This is a genomic window from Prosthecobacter sp., from assembly GCF_044236155.1.
Taxonomy (GTDB): domain Bacteria; phylum Verrucomicrobiota; class Verrucomicrobiia; order Verrucomicrobiales; family Verrucomicrobiaceae; genus Prosthecobacter.
This window is the reverse complement of record NZ_JBIIHA010000010.1, coordinates 57,332-76,341: the sequence shown is the minus strand read 5'-3', so window position 1 is coordinate 76,341 and position 19,010 is coordinate 57,332. Positions and strand designations below refer to the sequence as shown.

Below are 19,010 nucleotides of genomic sequence, written 5' to 3'. Positions count from 1 at the left end.
TCCAATCCTCCATCACCTTCCACCGCACATGAGCCACTGGGATCGCTTTCAGAAGTACTTCGTCCGTTACCCGCAGATCGGTTTTTCCATCGACATCAGCCGCATGGGCTTTGAGGACAGCCTGTTCACCAAAATGGCTGGGAAGATCGACCATGCGTTCAAGTCGATGAAGGAGCTCGAAGCGGGTGCCATCGCCAATCCAGACGAGGGCCGCATGGTGGGCCATTACTGGCTGCGTGACTCCAAGCTGGCTCCCGACGCGGCCATCACGAAGGAGATCGACGAGACGCTGGAGGCCACGCTGAAGTTCGCCGCTGATGTGCATGCTGGCTCGATAAAGGCCGCGAATGGGCAGAAATTCACCCGCGTGCTGGTGGTGGGCATCGGCGGCTCCGCGCTGGGGCCGCAGCTCGTGGCGCATGCCATCACGCCGGCCAATCCGCCGATGGCGATCTCGTTTTTCGACAACACGGACCCGGACGGCATGGACCGCGTGCTCGCGGAGATCGGTGACGGGCTCGCGACCACGCTGACGCTGGTCATTTCGAAGTCCGGCGGCACCAAAGAAACCCGCAATGGCATGCTCGAAGCCGAGGCCGCCTACAAGAAGGCCGGGCTCGACTTTGCAAAGCACGCCGTGGCCGTGACCGGCCTGGACAGCGAGCTCGACAAGCACGCGGTGAAGCAAGGCTGGCTGGCCCGTTTTCCGATGTGGGACTGGGTGGGCGGCCGCACCAGCGTGATGAGCGCCGTGGGCACCATCGCCGCCGCGTTGCAGGGCGTGGATGTGCGCCAATTTTTGGCCGGAGCTGCTGCCATGGACGCCGAAACGCGTGCCCGTCCGGCACGTGAGAACGCGGCGATGCTCCTCGCGTTGATGTGGTATCACGCCGGCGGCGGCAAAGGCCTGAAGGACATGGTCGTGCTGCCATACAAAGACCGTTTGGTGCTGTTCTCGAAGTATTTGCAGCAACTCGTCATGGAGAGCCTGGGCAAGGAGCACGATCTCAGCGGCGCGGTGGTGAACCAAGGTGTGGCCGTCTATGGCAACAAGGGCTCCACCGACCAGCACGCCTATGTGCAGCAGCTCCGCGATGGCGTGAACAACTTCTTCGCCACCTTCATCGAGGTGCGCAAAGCACGTGACGTGGCCCCGCTGGAGGTCGAGCCCGGCTTCACCAGCGGCGACTACTTGCAGGGCTTCCTTCGAGGCACGCGCAAGGCGCTGTCCGACAAAGGCCGCGAGAACATCACGCTGAGCATCGAGGAGGTCAGCGCGTTCACTCTGGGTATGCTCGTTGGACTTTTTGAGCGGGCGGTGGGCTTCTATGCCAGCCTCGTGAACATCAACGCCTATCATCAGCCCGGTGTGGAGGCCGGAAAAAAGGCTGCGACGGATTTCCTGAAGCAACTGGCCCAAGTGAAGGCGGCCCTGACCGCCACGAAGGAGCCTCTCGGGGCCGCCGAAGTGGCTGCCAGCCTTGGTATCGACGCGGAAGACGCCTTCCACATGCTCACCCATCTGGCCGCCAACGGCGCGGCGAAGGTCGCATTCTTGAATGCCAGTCCGGCTCATGAGCGATTTGTCGCTTCGTAACAAATCGCCATTTGCACAGTTTACGGCGCATTCTATACGTAGATCAGGTCGCCGAGAGCTAGCCTAACTAGGTGTCATGCGAGAAATCCCCATCCAGTATCAAATTGCCTGCGTCATCCTGACGGCCCTGTTTATCTGGTCGTTCAGCATTGCCCGCGAGCCTCGTGGATGGCGCCGGTTGTTCCAGTCCATGTTCTCCAAATCGGAGACATTTTCAGTGAACAAAAACAAGGTCATAGACGAAGCGCTGAAGCGATACGGCATCGTGGTCGCCATGATCATCTTGGTGGCAGATGTTTCGTGCTTTGTGCTGGGCGTGACCCATCCTTTCCGCGAAAAAATGCGATCGATCTCCCCTGAGCAACGGGACCACATCAACGAGATCAACAAGTTCCAGAACGCCAAGCCCGGCGTTCTCTAAGTTGGACGGGGAACTTTGACCACCCGCGTGTCCGCCACCAAATCATGCAGGCAGCGGCGGTCCTGGCGGAAAATCATGAAAATATTGGCCAGCGTCAGCACAGGACCGATGAACTGAATGCTCTCAATCATGGCAAACAGAAACCAGCGCAGCAGCACAGCTTTGACAAATCCCGCCCTGCCTCCGTCCGATGCGCGCACGATTTGAATACCCGTCAGCAGTTTGCCAACGGACTGTCCGCGCACGGTGAGGAGGATGACATTACCCAGCAGCAGCACGACCACCAGCCAGCTCATGGCCATGACTGTGGGATTTCCCGCGCCCTGCGCCTTCTGAATCTGACGCTGCAATGCTTCCATGAGCGCCGCCGGGTTTCCTTGGAGACTTTGGACCTCCGCCTCGAAAGCGGCGTCCATCATGGCCATCACGAGGGTGATAATCGGAAGAAGCATCAGGCTCCAGTCAATCAGCCGGGCTGCCAGACGGCGCCCCAAGGAGGCCAGTTCAATGGTTTTTGCATGATCCTGGCGTACTTCCTCCCTTAAAGCAGAAATCGAGGAAGTCTCGGACGCGCTCAGGCCTGACTCCTCGGAAAGCGCCTTCATTCGCTCCTCAAGCGTCTGCCATTCCTTCATGCCTTCCGCCCAGCAGAGATCCGTCGGCAAAAAACGTCCCTCCCGCATGCCTGAACTCACATCCAGGTCGTTGAAAGTGCCGAGCTGCTGCTCACCGCGTGCGATGTGGTATTTCATGGGATGCCGGTTGCTCCGGGCCGTATGCTAGATAGCTGCTAACTTTCCCGCATCAAGCCTCCTCCCTTCGATTTGAAAACCATTTTCCGCGTCTTCGCCTACCTGCGCCGCTATCCACTGCTTGGAGCGGCCCAGATTTTCTGTGCCATCACCGGCACGCTCATGGTCATTGTTTTTCCACACATCACGCGGGAGGTGCTCGATGTCGTTGTCCCGGGGAAACAATGGGAACGCATCACCCCTCTCGCATTCTGGGCGCTGGCGGCCTATTTCGCCCAGCATCTGTTCAATTCGCTGCGCATCCAGCTCAACAACACCTTCGAGCAGAAAGTCATCTTCGACCTCCGCAGTGACATCTACCAGCGTCTGCAAACGCTCCCGTTGCGTTGGTTCGATAACCGGCCCTCCGGTGACATTATGACCACCGTCTCCGAGGACATCCCCTCGGTCGAGCGCGTACTCATCGACGGCATCGAGCAGGGACTCGTCTCCGTGCTGCAAATCCTGGTTGTCGGCGTCTTCATGTTTCAAGCGGACGCCACGCTCACCCTTTACGCGCTTATTCCCCTGCCCTTCCTCATCGCCGGAGCGCTCGGCTACACGCGAACCTCCCGCGAACGTCATCGCAAAGTTCGAAAGGCCAGCAGCGCCATGAACTCCCTGCTCCAGGACAACGTCTCCGGCATGCGCCAGATCAAGGCCTACGCCATGGAGCGCGAGGAGCATGCGCGTTTCAACCGCGCCAGCGACGCCCTGCGCCGCGCCACACTGCACGTCATGCGCATCTGGGCCGTTTACCGCCCCGGAATGCACTTTCTCACGAGCGTCGGCATGGTCATCGTCCTGTGGGTCGGAGCACGTCAGCTCATGCAGGGCCGCATCCAGGCCGGCGACCTCACTGCCTTCCTCCTGCTTCTCAAATTTTTCTACGATCCCATCGAAAGCCTCCACCAGCTCAACCAAATCCTGCAAGCCGGACGCGCCGCTGGCGAACGAGTCTTCGACATCCTCGATGCCGAGCCCGAGGCCGACACCACCGGCGGGCGTGAGCTTCCCGCCATCACCGGCCATGTGAGGTATGAAAACGTCGGCTTCAGCTACGCCGGCAAAACGCCCACTGTCCACGGCGTTACCCTGGAGGCGAAACCCGGCCAGACCATCGCCCTCGTCGGCCCCACAGGCGCGGGCAAGTCCACGCTCATCAACCTCCTCACCCGCTTCTACGAATACGACGAGGGCGTCATCACCCTCGACGGCGCGCCTGTGCATGAGCTGAACAAAGCATGGCTGCGCCGCAATATTGGCTACGTCACGCAGGAGAGCTTTCTCTTCAACGGCACCGTGCGCGAGAATCTCGTCATCGGCCGTCGTGACGCGACCGACGAACAGCTTTGGGACGCCCTGAAGAGCGCCAATGCCGACGCCTTCGTCAAACGACTCCCTCAGGGACTCGACACCCACGTCGGCGAGCGCGGCGTGAAACTCAGCGTCGGCGAAAAACAGCGCGTCAGCATCGCACGCGCCCTTCTGCGAAATCCCCCTGTTCTTCTGCTCGACGAGGCCACCGCCAGCGTCGATACCGAGACCGAGCGGCAGATTCAGGAGGCACTGGAGCACCTCATGGCCCACCGCACCAGCTTCGTCATCGCGCACCGCCTCAGCACCGTTCGCAACGCCGACCGCATCTACGTCCTCGACCACGGCCGCGTCATCGAGCAGGGCACGCACGATGAATTGATCACCCTTGACGGCATGTACGCCCGCCTCTGCCGCACTTCCCTCATCGCGGCCGGGCAACAAGCATGAATGACATGCGGTTTGACCGTCTGGAAGGCATCGCTAGTCTCATAAAATGGCCTTTTCCGTGAATCAACAGCGTCCCGGCACCAGACCGGCACTTTGGAGGAGATGAAACGCGTCTTCATCATCGCGGGAGAAGTCAGCGGCGACACGCATGCCGCAGGACTGCTGCGTGAATTGAAGGAGATCGAGCCGGACATGCAGGTGATCGGCCTCGGCGGGCCAAAAATGCGCGAAATCATCGGCGACGGGATCGAGGACTGGGTCGAGACCGCCGGCGTCGTCGGCCTGTGGGAGGTGCTGAAAATGTACCGTTACTTCAAGGACAAGATGGACGCTGTCCTCGACTCCATCCTCGATCAGAAGCCAGAGGCCGTCATTCTCGTCGATTACCCAGGCTTCAATCTCCGCCTCGCCAGCGCACTGCGCACCGGCGGCTACAAGGGCCGCATCCTCTATTATATCAGCCCTCAGGTCTGGGCTTGGAAGAAAGGCCGCGTTAAGACCATGGCGAAGGTACTCGACCTCATGATCTGCATCTTTCCTTTCGAGAAGGAATTTTACGAGAAGAGCGGACTACGCACCGAGTTCAGCGGTCATCCGATGGTGGACCGTGTCGTCACCTTGAAGCGTGATTGGAAACGCGAACCCGGTCTCGTCGGCTGGTTCCCCGGCAGCCGCATGAACGAGGTCCGCCGCCTTTTCCCGATCATGATGGACGCGGCGAAAATCATCAAGCAGGCTGTGCCCGACGTCCGTTTCGCTGTCTCCGCCGCCAACGAGACCCTTGCCGGCTTCATGAGACAGATGGCCGACGAATACGACATGCCCGAGGCCAAGCGCTGGATCGAAACCGGCACCGTTTACGACCTCATGCAGCGTGCGGAGGCCGGGGCCGTTGCCTCCGGCACTGCCACGCTCGAAGCCGCCTGCTTCGGCCTGCCCTACATGCTCATCTACAACGTAAGCTGGCCCACCTACATCGTCGGCAAACTCGTTGTGCGCATCAAGCACCTCGGCATCGTCAACATCCTCGCGAAGCGTGAAGTCGTGAAGGAACTCGTCCAGGGCGGGCTTAGCCCGGCCACGCTGGCCGCCGGAGTGGTCGAACTGCTTCAAAGCGAATCGAAGCGCCGTCAAATTCAGGACGATCTTGCGGCCGTCGTGGCCACCCTCGGCAGTGGCGGCGCTTATGCGCGAGCCGCTAAAGCGGTGCATGAGTCGCTGGACGGCTGAGAGCCGCCGGGGTCAAACGGATGCCGCAATTGCAGCAGCCTCGGCGCGTTTGTCCTTGGTGAAGCGGATGTCCTCGGCACGCTCGATGAAAATGGTGTCTTCGCAGATGTTTTTTGCATGATCACCGACGCGTTCGAGGAAACGGGCGACGAAGAGAAGGTGAATGTAGCCTTCCAACGCGGTGTGGTGCGACTCCATGACGGCGATCAGATCGCGGTCGAGCGCCTTCTCCGCAGCGTCGAGCTCTTTGTCCAGCAGACGAGCGGCCGCGGCTGCCTCGGGATCCCCGTTCAGGAACGCCTGGAGGCTTGCGCCGAGGTTGCGGTCGCAAAGCGAGTAAACCGGCTGGATAAGCTTTACCTCGTCGAATTCAGGGAGGTTGTTGATGAGGCGGGCACGTTTGGCGATGCTGCTGGCCTGATCGGAGATGCGCTCAAGGTTGTTAGCGACACGGATGGTGCCCATGACGGCGCGAAGATCATGCGCGGTGGGCTGGAATTTCACAAGGATTTGCATACCCAGCTTGTCCACGCTCTTTTCGAGTTCGTTGACGTCCTGATCGGCGGCAATCGCGGCGTTGCAGAGATCGGTGTCGCGCTCCAGCAGGCCGCGCATCGCACAGGCGAGGTTTTTGCGTGCCATGCTGGACATGGCGAGTACATCGCCGCGGAGTTTATCGAGCGAGTGATTGAATGTGGAGAGGATGTGGTCGTGCATGGAATGAAAATGGGGCAATGTCACGGTTCTGTCACATGGGGATTTTAAGAGCTTCGTGCGCGCCACCCTCCTCATCAGCAGCCTGAATGCCTTTGGGGTCCCGGTGGGTGAGACGGCAAAACTCGGCATAGCTGAGGATCTCGAAGCGTCCATCCAGATGCTCGACGGCGGCAGTCATTGACTCGACCCAGTCACCGGAGTTCAGATAATGGGTGTCGCCAATGATCTTGTCGGCAGCCTTGTGAATGTGGCCGCAGATGATGCCGATGCATTGCCGATGGCGGGCCAGTTGCTGCAGTTGCTCCTCGTATTTGCCGGCGGCGCCGACGGCGGACTTCACCTTCTGCTTCACCCAGGCGCTGAAGGAAAAGGGCGGCTTCCCGCGCCACACTCGCCAGGCGTTGTACCCACGATTGATGCGCAGGAGGGCATTGTAACCGAGGCCGCCGAGCTTCGCGAGCCAGGCGTGGTTCGTGGTGACCGCGTCGAAGCCGTCGCCATGCACGACGAGATAGTCGCCGCGTGGAGTGCGGTGGACGTGCTCGTCGGTGATGAGAAAGTTTTCAAACTGGATGGGGATGAAGCGGTCGAGCACGTCGTCGTGGTTGCCGCGCAGATAGATGATGCTGGTGTTTTCCTTCTCCATCTTGCGCAGAACGGTGCGGATGAAGTTGGTGTGGCTCTTGTTCCAGCCTCCGAGGCGGCGGAGGTGCCAGGCATCGATGATGTCGCCGTTGAGGACGAGTTTTTCACACAGGCAGTTGCGCAGGAAGTGGGAGGCCTGCGCGGCCTTGCTGTCCGGCATGCCGAGATGCACATCAGAGATGAAAACGGTCTTGAAACGCAGCTTCGCCTTGCCTGTGGCGGGGTTCAGAGCTGTGGAGTCATCGTTCATCGTCTCAAGCAGCACGGTCCCGCATCACGGATGCCAGTTCGTGCTCGAACTGTTCAATCACACGTTCCCAGCCAAGGTCAAACGCCGTCTGCCGGGCGGCGGTGCGCACAGCGGCGTCATTCCACGCTGCCGCAGCAGCGCGGCTTTGAGCGAGAAATGCCGCTTCATCCCCCAGCGGGGCGAGCCAGCCGTTTTCCCCACAGCGAATCAAGAGTCGCGGCGCGGCGTAATCATATGCGACGACCCCAAGGCCGGCCGACATGGCCTCCAGCACGACATTGCCGAACGTTTCAGTGACGCTGGGAAAGAGAAAAACATCCCCGGAGGCATAATGCACGGCCAGATCCTCCCCCGTGCGTGCTCCGGCATAATGAAACTCTGGATGCTCCTCCTTGAGGGAGGCAAGACGCGGACCATCACCCACGAAAACCATCCGCGCGTCCGGCTCAGCGTCACTGAAGGCCGCAAACGCCCGCACGACCAGATCGAGGTTTTTTTCCGCTGCGATACGGCCCACATAAATCGCCACGGGCGTCGATTCACCCGCCCCCCAGCTCCCCCGCAGTTCGGGAGAGCGGCGACGCGGGTGAAACAAGTCCGTGTCCACGCCGCGCCCCATGACACCGACGTTTTGAACCCCCCAGTCCTCAAGCATGGCCGCTGTATCCGCCGAAGGCGTGAGGGTCCGCGCGGTCTGATTGTGCACCACACGCAGCGCACCCTGCGCGATGCTCTGCATGCCAGGCAGATTGTAATCTTCCAAGTAGGTTTGAAAATTCGTGTGGAAGCCGGAAATGACCGGAATCTCACGTTTTCCTGCGGCGCGGATCGCTGAGATGCCCATCACGCCCTCCGTGGCGACGTATAGCACCTCAGGCCGGAAGTTGTCGAAAATCTCCAGCAACTGCCGCGCGGAGGAAAAGCCGAAACGCAGGCCTGGATACCCCGGCAACGGCATGGAGTGCATAACGTGACGCTTCAAACCCGCTCCTTTAGCATCCCCCACCGTGGTGACCACCTGCACCTCATGGCCCCGGCGCTGCAATCCCTCGCCCAGAGTGCTGAGCGTGCGGGCCACGCCGTTGATGTCCGGCGGAAAGGTGTCGGTGACGATGAGAACCCTCATGCCGGGGAAGAATGCTGGATTTTGCATATGGAACAAGCACGACGCGCCTTCTGCTCCAATAGGATGAAGGTGACAAATCCGTAACCGCAAGTCACACTCTCCCCTTATCGGCATTTGCCATGTGACAGCTTCGTCACCATCATGACCTTGCCTCAGGTGACACACCGTCTCAAAACCAGCCCATGAGCAAGATCTTGATCGTCGAAGATGAAGCGGATATCGCCGAACTCATTTCCCTTCATCTGGAGCGAGAGGGCCATGCGGCGGTCAGCGTCAGCAACGGCCTGCAGGCGCTTCCGGCGGCCATCCAGCACCTGCCCGACCTCATCGTGCTCGACCTGATGCTGCCAGGCATCGACGGAGCGCAAATTTTCAAACGTCTCCGCGCCGACACGCGCACGGCTGGCATCCCCGTGGTCATTCTCACCGCCAAAAGCCAAATGACTGACAAAATCGCCGGCCTGGAGCTGGGAGCGGACGATTATCTGACAAAACCCTTCAGCCCGCGGGAGCTGGTGCTGCGCATCAGCGCCATCCTGCGCCGCGTGAAGAAGGTGACACATGTCTCCGAGCTCCGGCGCGGACGTTTTGTGCTTGACCGCAAAAACATGAAACTCTTCCTTGATGGGGCGCCGCTCGATCTTACAACGACCGAGTTCAAACTGCTGACCACGCTAATGGAAAACGACACCGCCGTGCACACCCGCGCCGACCTGTTGCGCGAGGTTTGGGGCTACAATTCCGACGTGGCCACCCGCACGCTGGACACACACATCAAGCGCCTGCGTGAGAAGCTCGGCCCCGCCGGCAGCCACATCGTCACCATCCGCGGCACCGGTTTCCAATTTCAAACCGACGCTGCCACGACCGCATGAGCACGCTCTGCCTCGTCCTCGCCCTGCTTCTGGCCGCGTGTGTCGTGCATCACACACGGCGGGAGCTGGGATGGCGGCGGAGATGGGAGGGCGTGGCGAAAGCCATCGGCATGCGGACGCGTGACGCGGACCAACTGCCGGAACAGGCGGCGGCTTTGTACCACTCCCGTCAGCAGGCGGAGGAGCAGGCCGGTCAGCGCAAGGTCTTTGAGACGCTCCTTGATGAGATCAGCCAGGGCCTTGTGCTCGTGGACGGTCATCTGCGCATGCGCTACACCAATCAGACGCTCAAAAAGCTCCTCCACCTGGCAGACACACGCCCCGGCCGGCCGCTGATCGAAGTCGTGCGTGATCATCAGATCATCGGCCTCGTCCAGGATGCGGTCGCGGGTAAAAAACATGCCACACGTCGCATCCAGATGCTCCCGTCGGATGTCGGCGCGGGAACCGACCTGGGCGGGCGGCATTTCCTCGTTGAGGCGGCTCCGTTGCCCTCGACCTCAGGCAGTGGCGCCTGGATCATGATCCAGGATGTGACCGAGGCGGCGATGACCGAGCAAATCCGCCGCGATTTCGTCGCCAACGCATCCCACGAGCTGCGCACGCCGCTCACGCTCATCAACGGCTACATTGAAATGCTCCAGGAGGATGCCGCCAAGGCTCCCGCCTCGATGAAACGCGGCCTGGATGTGATGGAAAAACACGGCAAGCGGATCGCCCGCATCATCGAGGACATGCTGGCCATCTCACGCCTCGAAGACAGCAGCACGCCGCTGAAGCTGGAGCCCTTCAACATGCGCGCCTGCGCCCAGGATGCCGCGGATCATCTGGCGCCGATGCTGGAGGGTCGCGATGCGCGCGTCGAGTTCGACTTTCCGAAGGACGGCGGAAAACTCGCCGGAGACCGCTTTTACTGGGATCAGATCTTCACCAACCTCATCGAAAACTCGCTCAAGGAGAACATCAACCGCACCGCGCTCGTTGTTCGCGTCTCCGGGCAGTGGTATGACGGCCATTGTGTCATCAAAGTCAGCGACAACGGCATCGGGATTCCGGCCCACGACCTTCCCTTTGTCTTCAAACGCTTCTATCGCGGCCACAAGCACCACTCCTCCGCCTCCCAGGTCAAAGGCACCGGACTGGGCCTCTCCATCGTCAAACGCGCGGTCGAGGCGCACGGCGGCAGCGTAGAGCTGACCAGCACGCCGGGAGTCGAGACCACCTTCACCATGCGCGTCCCGCTGAAGCGGGAATGACGAAACCAGAATGGCGAATGATGAATTCAAGCATTGATTCGCCATTACTCATTCTGGTTTCATCATTGAGCATGCCACACATCGTGCTAAAGCCATGACGCGGCCTGAACTGCGAAAATAGAGCCGCGCACTCCATGCAAGATCCCTTCGGCCATCGCATCTCGTATCTGCGCGTATCCGTCACCGACCGGTGCAACGAACGCTGCCGGTATTGCATGCCCGAGGAGGAGCAGCCGTGGTTTCCGAAGGAGGAAACTCTCAGCTATGACGAAATGGCCCGCGTGGTCCGCGTGGGGGCCACTCTTGGCATCAAACGCATCCGCGTCACCGGCGGCGAGCCGCTCACGCGGCCAGGCATCGCCGGCTTCTGCGCGCAGCTCACCAGCACGCCCGGCATCGAAAGCGTCGGCATCTCCACCAACGGCACCTTGCTCGCCAAAACCGAAAACGGTCGCACGCTGGCCGAGCAGCTCGTACAGGCCGGTGTGCGCACGGCAAACGTCTCCCTCGACTCGCTCGACCGCGGCGTCTATCAGCGCACTACGAGCCGCGATTTGCTCCCCCGCGTGCTGGAGGGCATCGATGCCGCGATCGACGCAGGTTTTGAATACATCCGCCTCAACTGTGTTCTCATGAAGAACCAGACAGAGCGCGAACTGCCCGCGCTGATCGACTACGCGGCGAAAAAGAACGCGCTGCTGCGCTTCATCGAGCTGATGCCGGTCAGCACGCAGGATGTGCTCAATGACGACACCTTTCTCTCCATCGGCATCGCCAGACAGCTCGTGGAGCAGACCACCGGCCCGCTCATCGAGGAGCCGGACTTCAAAACGAACGGACCTGCCGTTTATCACCGAGTCCCTGCCACCGGCCAGCGCCTCGGCTTCATCGGCGCGATGACGAACCTTCACTTCTGCGAGAACTGCAACAAGCTCCGCCTCACCTGTGATGGCAAACTGCGCCCCTGCCTCGGCAGTTACCTCGAATTCGACCTTCGTGCCGTGCTGCGCGGCGGTTGCAGTGATGCCGAACTCGCCGCCTTTTTTCAAAACGTCGTCGCCCGCAAGCCCAAGGAGCACGACTTCCGCCACAACTACCAGCCGAACCGCCGCATGATCGCGATCGGCGGATAAAACCATGCCGAAGCTCACCCATCTCAATCGCAAAGGTGAGGCATCAATGGTCGATGTCTCCGCCAAGTCCCCCTTGCGCCGGGAAGCCGTGGCGGAAGGCCGCATCCTCCTCGCACCTGCCACACTCGAACTCATTCGCAAGAATCAGATCAAAAAGGGGGACGTGCTGAGCATCGCACGCATCGCCGGCATCCATGCGGCTAAGCAGACGCAGCATCTCATCCCCCTCTGCCATCAGATTCCGCTCAGCAAGGTGCAGATTGATTTCGAGCTCCGGACCAAAGCCGTCCACATCACCGCCACCACCATCACCATCGCGCAAACCGGCGTGGAGATGGAGGCGCTGACCGCCGTTTCAGTCGCCGCGCTGACGATCTACGACATGTGCAAGGCAGCGGACAAAAAGATGCGCATCGAAGGCGTCCGCCTCCTGAGCAAGACGAAGCAGGCCGTTTGAAATCAGGGTACCTTGGCATCAGCCACAGGAACCACCTTCAAAGATGCCCTGACTTGTTTGAACCCGGCCTCCACCTTCCCGAGATCCTCCTCGGCCACCTGGCAGATGAGAAAGCAGCGCCGCGAGCCGAAGTCCTGGCTGAAATAGCGCCGCACATGCGGAACCTTTTCACCGAGGAGCTGCAGCGTGAAATCCTCCTGCAATCCCTCGAAACCATCGCTTTGCGCCAAGGGCGTGCATTTGGAGCCGACCACCCTGCCCATGGGCAGCTCTGCGCCCGCAGCCTTCGAAAATTCACGTGTGTAATCTTCCAGAGGCATCCCCAGGCCTGGCGGGCACATTTGCACGATGACCAGCGTATCCCCGCTCGTCTCGATGGTCACATGGCGAATGCCCCCAAGATTTTGATCCTCCTCAATGTGCCAATTGCCGGGATGCTGGAATGCGAGTCCGTCCTTCTCGTAGAGTTTTGGCCTGGCAATGTCCGCCGCAGGCTCGCCACAACCAGCCAGAAAGAGGGCAAGATTGAGCAGAAGCAGGGCGCGCGGAAGAGTCATCCTGCAAGATCGACCGCTCCATGGCTGGCTCAACCTTCATGTCCTCAAAAAAAAACACGCGACGCTGATGAGGCGTCGCGTGCTTGAGGTCGAACAATACTTCCTGTCGATTACGCGAACAGGTTGGTGATCGGCTGGCCCTTGTCGGCAATCGTGAACGGACGCTTGCTGGGGCTGTAGATGACCTGGTCGAGCGGAAGACCGAGCGCGTAGGCAATGGAGGCGTTGAAGTCCATGATCTTGACCTTGTCCTCGACGACCTCGCGGCCTTCCTTGTCGGTCTTGCCATAAACGTAGCCGCCTTTGACGCCGCCGCCGAACATGACGGCGGAGAAGGCCTTCGGATAGTGGTCACGGCCGACGTTCTGGTTGATGTCCGGCGTGCGACCGAACTCGGTGGTTAGAACGACCAGCGTGTCCTGGAGCATGCCGCGGAGATGGAGATCGTTGAGTAGTGCGGAAAGCCCCTTGTCGAGCGTTTCGCAGCGCTCGGGCACGGCGACAAAGTTCGCATTGTGGGTGTCCCAACCGCCCAGGGAAACCTCGACGAAGCGCACGCCGCGCTCGACGAGACGGCGGGCGAGCAGGCAGCCCTGGCCGAAGGCTTCACGACCGTAGGCGGCGCGGACATCGGTGGCCTCCTCATTGAGGTCGAATGCCTTCAAGTCCTCCGATTTCATCATCGCCATGGCATCATCATACATGTCGGCATAGGCCTTGACGTTGCGATGCGGGAAGGTGGCACGGAAGTCCTTGTCGAGCTCGTCAGCCAGCTTCATGCGGGCCTTGAACTTGTCCTCTGGAGCGCTGTTCTTGATGTTTTTGAGGCCGTTTTCAGGATTACTGACGAACAAAGGCGCTTGGGCGGCCGGGAAGAAGCCCGCGCCGGGGTGGCGGCTGTCATTGCCGACAAAGACGAAGTTCGGCAGGGTGCTGTTGCCGCCGCCTTGGAACACATTGAGCCAAGCTCCCATCGCAGGATGGCGGATGGTGCCGCGCAACTCATAGCTGGTGTGCATCATGTAATTCCCCTGCTCATGCGCTCCCTGGGTGGAGGTGAGTGAGTTGATGATGGTGCCGTGATGCATGTGCTTCGCGGTAAGCGGGAGGTATTCGGAAATCCGCACACCATCAGCGCTGGTTTTGATGGGCTTGGTTGGGCCGGCGGTTTCCACGCCTTCCTTCACGTCCCATGTGTCCATATGGGACTGGCCGCCGCTCATGTAGAGATAGATCACATTTTTCGCGGTCGCGGCCTGCTTGAGCTTCGAGGAGCCTTCAAAGGCAGCGAAGGACTTGCTGGTGAGCGAATTCCCGAGAAGCCCGACACCAAGCAGTGACGAGGCGGTTTTCGCGGCGAAGTCGCGGCGGCTGATTTCTCCTGAACGGAGGAGTTTGGAGGCGATTTCCTGTTTCATGGGATGTGCGCGTGGTGTTGTTGGTTTTGTGTTTTGACTTACTGAATGAAAATGAACTGCTGCGTGTTCAGCAACGAGAAGATGAGGTCTTCCATGGTGCTGAGACCGGAGTCCTGTGCTTTGAGCCAAGTTTCTTTCTCGTTTGCGGTAGGTCTGCGGGAGAGAAGCGTCATGTAGGCGGCCTCGACCTTGTCGTCAGGATACTGAGCCTTGTTCACCGTGAGCATGAGCTGGCTGTAGGAGCTGAGAATCTGCGGGAGAAGGCTGCCGTTCATCATCGCAAGCGCCTGAGGCACGCTGGCGTCGTTGTTGGCGTTTTCGATGGTCTCGCGGTCGCTTTGGCCGAATTCACGAAGGTAATGACCGCGCGGCGCAGGGCTTTCCAACTCGGCGGCACGCAACCACTGGCGGTTGATATTTTCACGGTTGCGAACGTAATCGCGGCGGGCCTTTTCAGGGATGCCAAAGTATTCAGCTTCCTCATTCAACTCCTTGCGCACCTTTTCCTGCGCGGCCTGCTTTTCCTCTTGGGACAGCTCCTTGCGGTCATAGCCGGGAATGATGATGCGCTCCGTCCGCACCCCAGAAGACATCATCATGTCTCCACCGCTCATCATGGCGGGCGCTCCATCGGCCCCCGTGGCCTTCGTGTTCAGGGCGACGGTCTGGAAGGGTTTGCCTGTGACCTTCTCATAAAGCTTTTTCTGTCCGTTGGTGATGACTTCGGCGTATGTCACACGGCGGCCTTCGTTCTGAATGCGGTTCACCTCGCTGCGGATGGCGTCGGATTTGGCTTTGAGCTCCTTCGCCTTGGCAATCAAAGCATCCTGCTCAGGTCCCGGCTTTGTGGCGTCGGCCTTGTCCTGCGTTTCCTTCCATTGGGTGCGGGCTTCGAGATAAAGCTTCTGCTGCACATCGGTGCGCTCGCGATTGGAACTGTAGATTTTCGCGGATTTCTTCAAACCGGCCAGCGCCTCCTCGGGCGTCAGAGATTCAACGCTGTCAGCGATCTTTTTCGCCTGAAGGATACGCTGGTCCATCTGCTCGCGGTTAGCCTGGTTGATCATGTCCGGATTAGGATTGATCAAGGTGACGAAGGAATCCCACATCTGCTCGGCGCTCATGCGGCGGAGAAGCGGTCCGGTAAAGTGATAGACCGTGCCTGGAGCGTATTCCTGACGGGTGACCTGAGCCTGATAGGCCTTCGTGTTGTAAAGCACGCGCAAGACAGCCTTCATGTCGTATTTCAGGTCAATCAGCAGCTTTTCCAGGTGCTTTTCCATCTCTGGAATCATCGGCACGGATGTATCCATCAGTTCGTCCAGCGGCTCGATGAGGGCGAGACCGAAAACACGCTTCCAAAGGCGGTTCGCGATCACCGTGGTGAAGCGCGGATTCTCAGGGCTGGTCATCCAGCGCGCATAGGCCTCCAGGGGTGTTTCACCAGGCTTCGTGATGCACTCATGCCCCATCATCGTGCCAGGCTCGACTGCGGACCGCGGTTTGGCATCGCTGTATTGATAATCATGCGGCAGCGTTGGCTTACGTTCGCGCAGGCTGACCGAGGTGTATCTCATCGTGTCACGAATGTCGTTCATCGACTCGTTGTAGCCGCGATTTTCCGCGCGGAATTTTTCCTGCGCGTCGCGGCGCTGCTTCTGCACCTCACGCATCTTCTCCTCATACTGCTTCTGCTCGGCCATGAACTTCTTCTCCAGTTCCGCACGCTCTTCCTTGGTCATCTTGCCGTTGATGACCGGGCGTTTCGGACGTTCGGGATCCTTGATCGAGGCACGCACAGCCTCCTCCTGCTCACGCAGGAGATCGCGGACACCGCCCATCACACCGCCATCATAATCCTGCGTCTGGACGCCATAGGTGAAGGAGGCCATTTTGTAGAACTGCATTTGCGTCCACTTGTCGAACGGATGGTTGTGGCACTGCGCGCACTCGATGCGGGTGCCGAGAAACACGCGTACGGTGTTCGCCATGTTATCCAAAGGCATGCCGCGGTCGCGCATGTAATAACCGATCGCGCCGTTATCCCATGCCTTGCCTTGGGCCGCAACCATGTCACGCACGAATTGGTCGTAGGGCTTGTTGTCACGCAGGCTCTGCTTCACGAAACTCGCATATGCCGCCCCGGTGATGGCTCCGGTCTGGTTGCCGTTGGAAGTCAGGCGAAGCACGTCAGCCCAGTAATTGAAGAAATGCTGCACATAAGCTTCTGAGTTCAGCAGTTTGTCGATCAGCTTTGCGCGTTTGTCCGCGTCCTTGGAGTTCAGAAACTCAGTCGCCTCACGTGTGGTCGGTATGCGACCAATGGTGTCGAGGTAGATACGGCGAACGAACGTGTTGTCATCCGTGGCAGGATTTGCCTGGAGTTTGTTTTTCTTCCAATCCGCAGCAAGCACCGCGTCGATTTGACGGGCGGCATCAACAGGATTCATCACTGCCCCAAAGGCACTGACAGCAAGGAAACCATAAACAAGGAATGCGCGGACTAAGGATTGCTTCATGGCGGCACAAACGGCATGAAAAGGATACTTTTTCACAATCCGTGCACAAAACTGAGAATTTCAGTTCGGCCCAATTGTAGTCCACGCCGCAGCATCCACCTCGCGAACGAGTCAGTTGCGCAGACGACGACGCAGCAGCAGCGCGATACCGGCCGTCGCGATTAGCAAAGCCCCTCCCGGCTCGGGAATGGGAGCACAATTGCCTAGCAAGGCCACATTGTCCAAATAGAGAGGCCCGCCGGCGGCTCCCCATGCATAAATCTCCACATGGAACTGCTTGCCGGACGTGTCGATGCCTGTTGGCAGCGGATTCACGTCGATCGGAAATTCCAGCACGCGTGAATTCCATGAGCCAAAACCATCGAGTGTGATGGGGCCGGTTGAAAGGTATTCGATACCACCACCGGTGCTTAGCCAGAAAATCGTCGCCTGAATCGAATCGACCGAATTGCAGTCGGGTCGCAGCCAGTCAAAAGACACGCCGGAAATGTTCGCAATCGCGTCAGGCCTCACAAACAAATCATAAGACAACACCCCCGGCGCGGGAGAGAAATCCGCGCGAGCAAATGAATAATCATAAGCAATGTCCCAGCCGCTGAAATTCCGGAACTGGCTGCCATCCGAACCACCACACAACAGTTTCTGATCGAGATGGCTCAATCCCAAATCCGTCGTCCATACGCACGGAGCACAATAAGAGGGCGCGTTGGGATCGCAGTCATTCTTCAGAAAATTGAAGTCATATTTGACCAACACATTGTCTAGCGAATCGTCCGCACGAAGCGTTGCCTGGAGGCCCCAGGAAATCAAAAGCGCGAGAAAGAGTGAAGGCTTTTTCATAATCTGCGAACGAGGTTGTTTTTGCACTGGTTCTAAAATTCTCTGAATCAGGACTCATCTTGTAGCGCTCCACCCCCGGCTCAATTTCATCTTTGTAAGTTTTATCAAAGAACAAACTCAAAAATGAGAACAAATGCCAAGTGGTCAGCCCTTAGATTTCTAGGTTCATGAACACACGGATTCAGCAGATGGACGCCATCAAGCCACGCGCTTCAATCTTGCCGCATAAAAACCATCAAACACGCCGGCTTCCGGGGTGCGATGAAGCTCCTCTTCAAGAAGCCACCCTTCCCCATGCCGGACCAGGAATGCCTGCACCTGTTGTTCGTTTTCACTGGGTAGAATGCTGCACGTCGCATAAACCAGCTTGCCGCCTGGAATGACCATCCGGCTATAGTTTTCGAGGATTTCAGCCTGCAATGCTCTCAACCGCTCGATTTCAGCCAAACTAAGCTTCCACTTGGCATCCGGGTTACGCCGCAAGACACCCAATCCCGAGCACGGCACGTCCAGCAAGACGCGGTCTGCGCTCTGCGCAAGACGTTTGACCGTCTTGGATCCCTCGATCTCCCGTGTCTCGATCACATCCACTCCAGCGCGTGACGCACGCTTTCTCAATTCCGCCAACTTCCATGCGTGAACATCCAGCGCAAGAATGCGCCCCTTGTTCCGCATAAGCGCGGCTATGTGGAGAGCTTTCCCGCCTCCTCCTGCACACGCGTCCACCACACGCATGCCGGGTTCAGGTTGCAGCAGAGGCGCGATCAACTGAGATGCCGCGTCCTGCACCTCAAAAAGCCCCTCCTTGTAAGCAGCGGAGCCAAACAAACTCGCCCGCTGCTTCAAACGCAGGGCGCTGGGCACGTCCTCGACGATCTCCGTCTCGAAGCCCTCCTGTCCCAGTCTCTCGCGCAACGTCCGACGGTCGATTTTGAGCGTGTTGACGCGCACAAACACATCTGCGGGAACATTCATCGCGTCGCGCAACGCAGGCCAGGCATTTCCAAGCTCACGGCTCCCTCGCTCTTCCAGCCAGTCCGGAATCGCCGCACGAACAGCAGGCTCCACCTGCTCTTTGGCACGCTTTAGAACATCTTCAGGCCGCACCTCCGGCGCGTCTTCATCTTTCGGCAAATCACGCCCGTTTATGATCCAATAGGCCGCCCACACCTGCCACAGCCGTTCTGGCGTGATGATTTCAGGTTGGTTGTGCTCCGAATCCGGAAGACCGGCCAGATGCCAGAACCAGCGCCACCAGCGCACGCATTCGTAAATCGACTCCGCGAAGATGCGGCGGTCGCGGCTCCCCCATTTGCGGTGCCGTTTGAAGGCAAACTCGATCACCTTGTCCGCATACCTGCGCCCCACGAACACCTCTCCGAGGGAAAGAACGATTTCGTCGAGCAAATGG

The 19,010-nt window shown here is 59.3% G+C and carries 17 protein-coding genes; 8 read left to right on the top strand and 9 right to left on the bottom strand.

What is annotated here, in order from left to right:
- Nucleotides 1–28: 28 nt before the first annotated feature.
- Nucleotides 29–1,597 carry a glucose-6-phosphate isomerase gene (locus tag ACILSE_RS10955; protein WP_395717425.1) on the top strand — a complete coding sequence of 523 codons (1,569 nt, stop codon included), beginning with the start codon at nt 29–31 and terminating at the stop codon, nt 1,595–1,597.
- A 76-nt stretch (nt 1,598–1,673) separates the two neighbouring features.
- Nucleotides 1,674–2,018: a hypothetical protein gene (locus ACILSE_RS10950; RefSeq protein ID WP_395717424.1), complete on the top strand. Its 345-nt coding sequence runs from the start codon at nt 1,674–1,676 to the stop codon at nt 2,016–2,018.
- On the opposite strand, the gene ACILSE_RS10945 is transcribed toward ACILSE_RS10950, so the two are convergent.
- A complete protein-coding gene (locus ACILSE_RS10945; protein WP_395717423.1) occupies nt 2,015–2,770 on the bottom strand; it encodes an RDD family protein in 756 nt (251 codons plus the stop codon). The two genes, ACILSE_RS10950 and ACILSE_RS10945, sit on opposite strands and share 4 nt — an antisense overlap.
- A gap of 72 nt (nt 2,771–2,842) precedes the next feature.
- Here ACILSE_RS10945 and ACILSE_RS10940 point away from each other — a divergent pair, with 72 nt between their 5' ends.
- Both ACILSE_RS10940 and lpxB read left to right on the top strand, forming a co-directional pair.
- Nucleotides 2,843–4,576, top strand: a complete 1,734-nt coding sequence (locus tag ACILSE_RS10940; protein WP_395717422.1) for an ABC transporter ATP-binding protein — start codon at nt 2,843–2,845, stop codon at nt 4,574–4,576.
- 102 nt (nt 4,577–4,678) lie between these two features.
- Nucleotides 4,679–5,806: a lipid-A-disaccharide synthase gene (gene lpxB, locus ACILSE_RS10935; RefSeq protein WP_395717421.1), complete on the top strand. Its 1,128-nt coding sequence runs from the start codon at nt 4,679–4,681 to the stop codon at nt 5,804–5,806.
- Nucleotides 5,807–5,818: 12 nt separating this feature from the next.
- Here the strand turns inward: lpxB and phoU are convergent, their stop codons facing one another.
- Genes phoU through ACILSE_RS10920 form a run of 3 tightly spaced genes read right to left on the bottom strand, consistent with a single transcriptional unit; the run spans nt 5,819 to nt 8,544 of the window.
- A complete protein-coding gene (phoU, locus tag ACILSE_RS10930) occupies nt 5,819–6,523 on the bottom strand; it encodes a phosphate signaling complex protein PhoU (RefSeq protein ID WP_395717420.1) in 705 nt (234 codons plus the stop codon).
- A gap of 31 nt (nt 6,524–6,554) precedes the next feature.
- Entirely contained in the window at nt 6,555–7,418 is an 864-nt protein-coding gene (locus ACILSE_RS10925; RefSeq protein WP_395717419.1) for a UDP-2,3-diacylglucosamine diphosphatase, read from the bottom strand.
- A gap of 4 nt (nt 7,419–7,422) precedes the next feature.
- The gene (locus tag ACILSE_RS10920; protein WP_395717418.1) at nt 7,423–8,544 is read right to left on the bottom strand and encodes a glycosyltransferase family 4 protein; all 1,122 of its coding nucleotides are present in this window, start codon (nt 8,542–8,544) and stop codon (nt 7,423–7,425) included.
- A 182-nt stretch (nt 8,545–8,726) separates the two neighbouring features.
- Here ACILSE_RS10920 and ACILSE_RS10915 point away from each other — a divergent pair, with 182 nt between their 5' ends.
- The 4 genes from ACILSE_RS10915 to moaC all read left to right on the top strand — a co-directional run bounded on the left by ACILSE_RS10915 (nt 8,727) and on the right by moaC (nt 12,265).
- On the top strand, nt 8,727–9,419 hold the full coding sequence (locus tag ACILSE_RS10915) for a response regulator (protein ID WP_395717417.1): 693 nt from the start codon (nt 8,727–8,729) through the stop codon (nt 9,417–9,419).
- Complete coding sequence (locus ACILSE_RS10910) at nt 9,416–10,675, top strand: sensor histidine kinase (protein ID WP_395717416.1); 1,260 nt, start codon at nt 9,416–9,418, stop codon at nt 10,673–10,675. Before ACILSE_RS10915 ends, ACILSE_RS10910 begins: the two co-directional genes overlap by 4 nt.
- A 134-nt stretch (nt 10,676–10,809) precedes the next feature.
- Nucleotides 10,810–11,808: a GTP 3',8-cyclase MoaA gene (gene moaA / locus ACILSE_RS10905; RefSeq protein WP_395717415.1), complete on the top strand. Its 999-nt coding sequence runs from the start codon at nt 10,810–10,812 to the stop codon at nt 11,806–11,808.
- Nucleotides 11,809–11,812: 4 nt separating this feature from the next.
- Nucleotides 11,813–12,265 (top strand): cyclic pyranopterin monophosphate synthase MoaC, encoded by a 453-nt coding sequence (moaC, locus tag ACILSE_RS10900; protein ID WP_395717414.1) that lies wholly within the window; start codon nt 11,813–11,815, stop codon nt 12,263–12,265.
- Between the two features lie 2 nt (nt 12,266–12,267).
- Here moaC and ACILSE_RS10895 read toward each other — a convergent pair whose 3' ends face one another.
- From ACILSE_RS10895 to ACILSE_RS10875, 5 genes are all read right to left on the bottom strand, one after another.
- Complete coding sequence (locus ACILSE_RS10895; protein WP_395717413.1) at nt 12,268–12,822, bottom strand: hypothetical protein; 555 nt, start codon at nt 12,820–12,822, stop codon at nt 12,268–12,270.
- A 110-nt stretch (nt 12,823–12,932) separates the two neighbouring features.
- Nucleotides 12,933–14,240, bottom strand: coding sequence for a DUF1501 domain-containing protein (locus ACILSE_RS10890; protein ID WP_395717412.1), 1,308 nt, complete (start codon nt 14,238–14,240; stop codon nt 12,933–12,935).
- Nucleotides 14,241–14,278: 38 nt separating this feature from the next.
- Nucleotides 14,279–16,759 carry a DUF1549 domain-containing protein gene (locus ACILSE_RS10885; protein ID WP_395717411.1) on the bottom strand — a complete coding sequence of 827 codons (2,481 nt, stop codon included), beginning with the start codon at nt 16,757–16,759 and terminating at the stop codon, nt 14,279–14,281.
- A 111-nt stretch (nt 16,760–16,870) separates the two neighbouring features.
- Nucleotides 16,871–17,599, bottom strand: coding sequence for a hypothetical protein (locus tag ACILSE_RS10880; protein WP_395717410.1), 729 nt, complete (start codon nt 17,597–17,599; stop codon nt 16,871–16,873).
- Between the two features lie 198 nt (nt 17,600–17,797).
- The gene (locus ACILSE_RS10875) at nt 17,798–19,006 is read right to left on the bottom strand and encodes an RsmB/NOP family class I SAM-dependent RNA methyltransferase (RefSeq protein WP_395717409.1); all 1,209 of its coding nucleotides are present in this window, start codon (nt 19,004–19,006) and stop codon (nt 17,798–17,800) included.
- Nucleotides 19,007–19,010 lie beyond the last annotated feature (4 nt).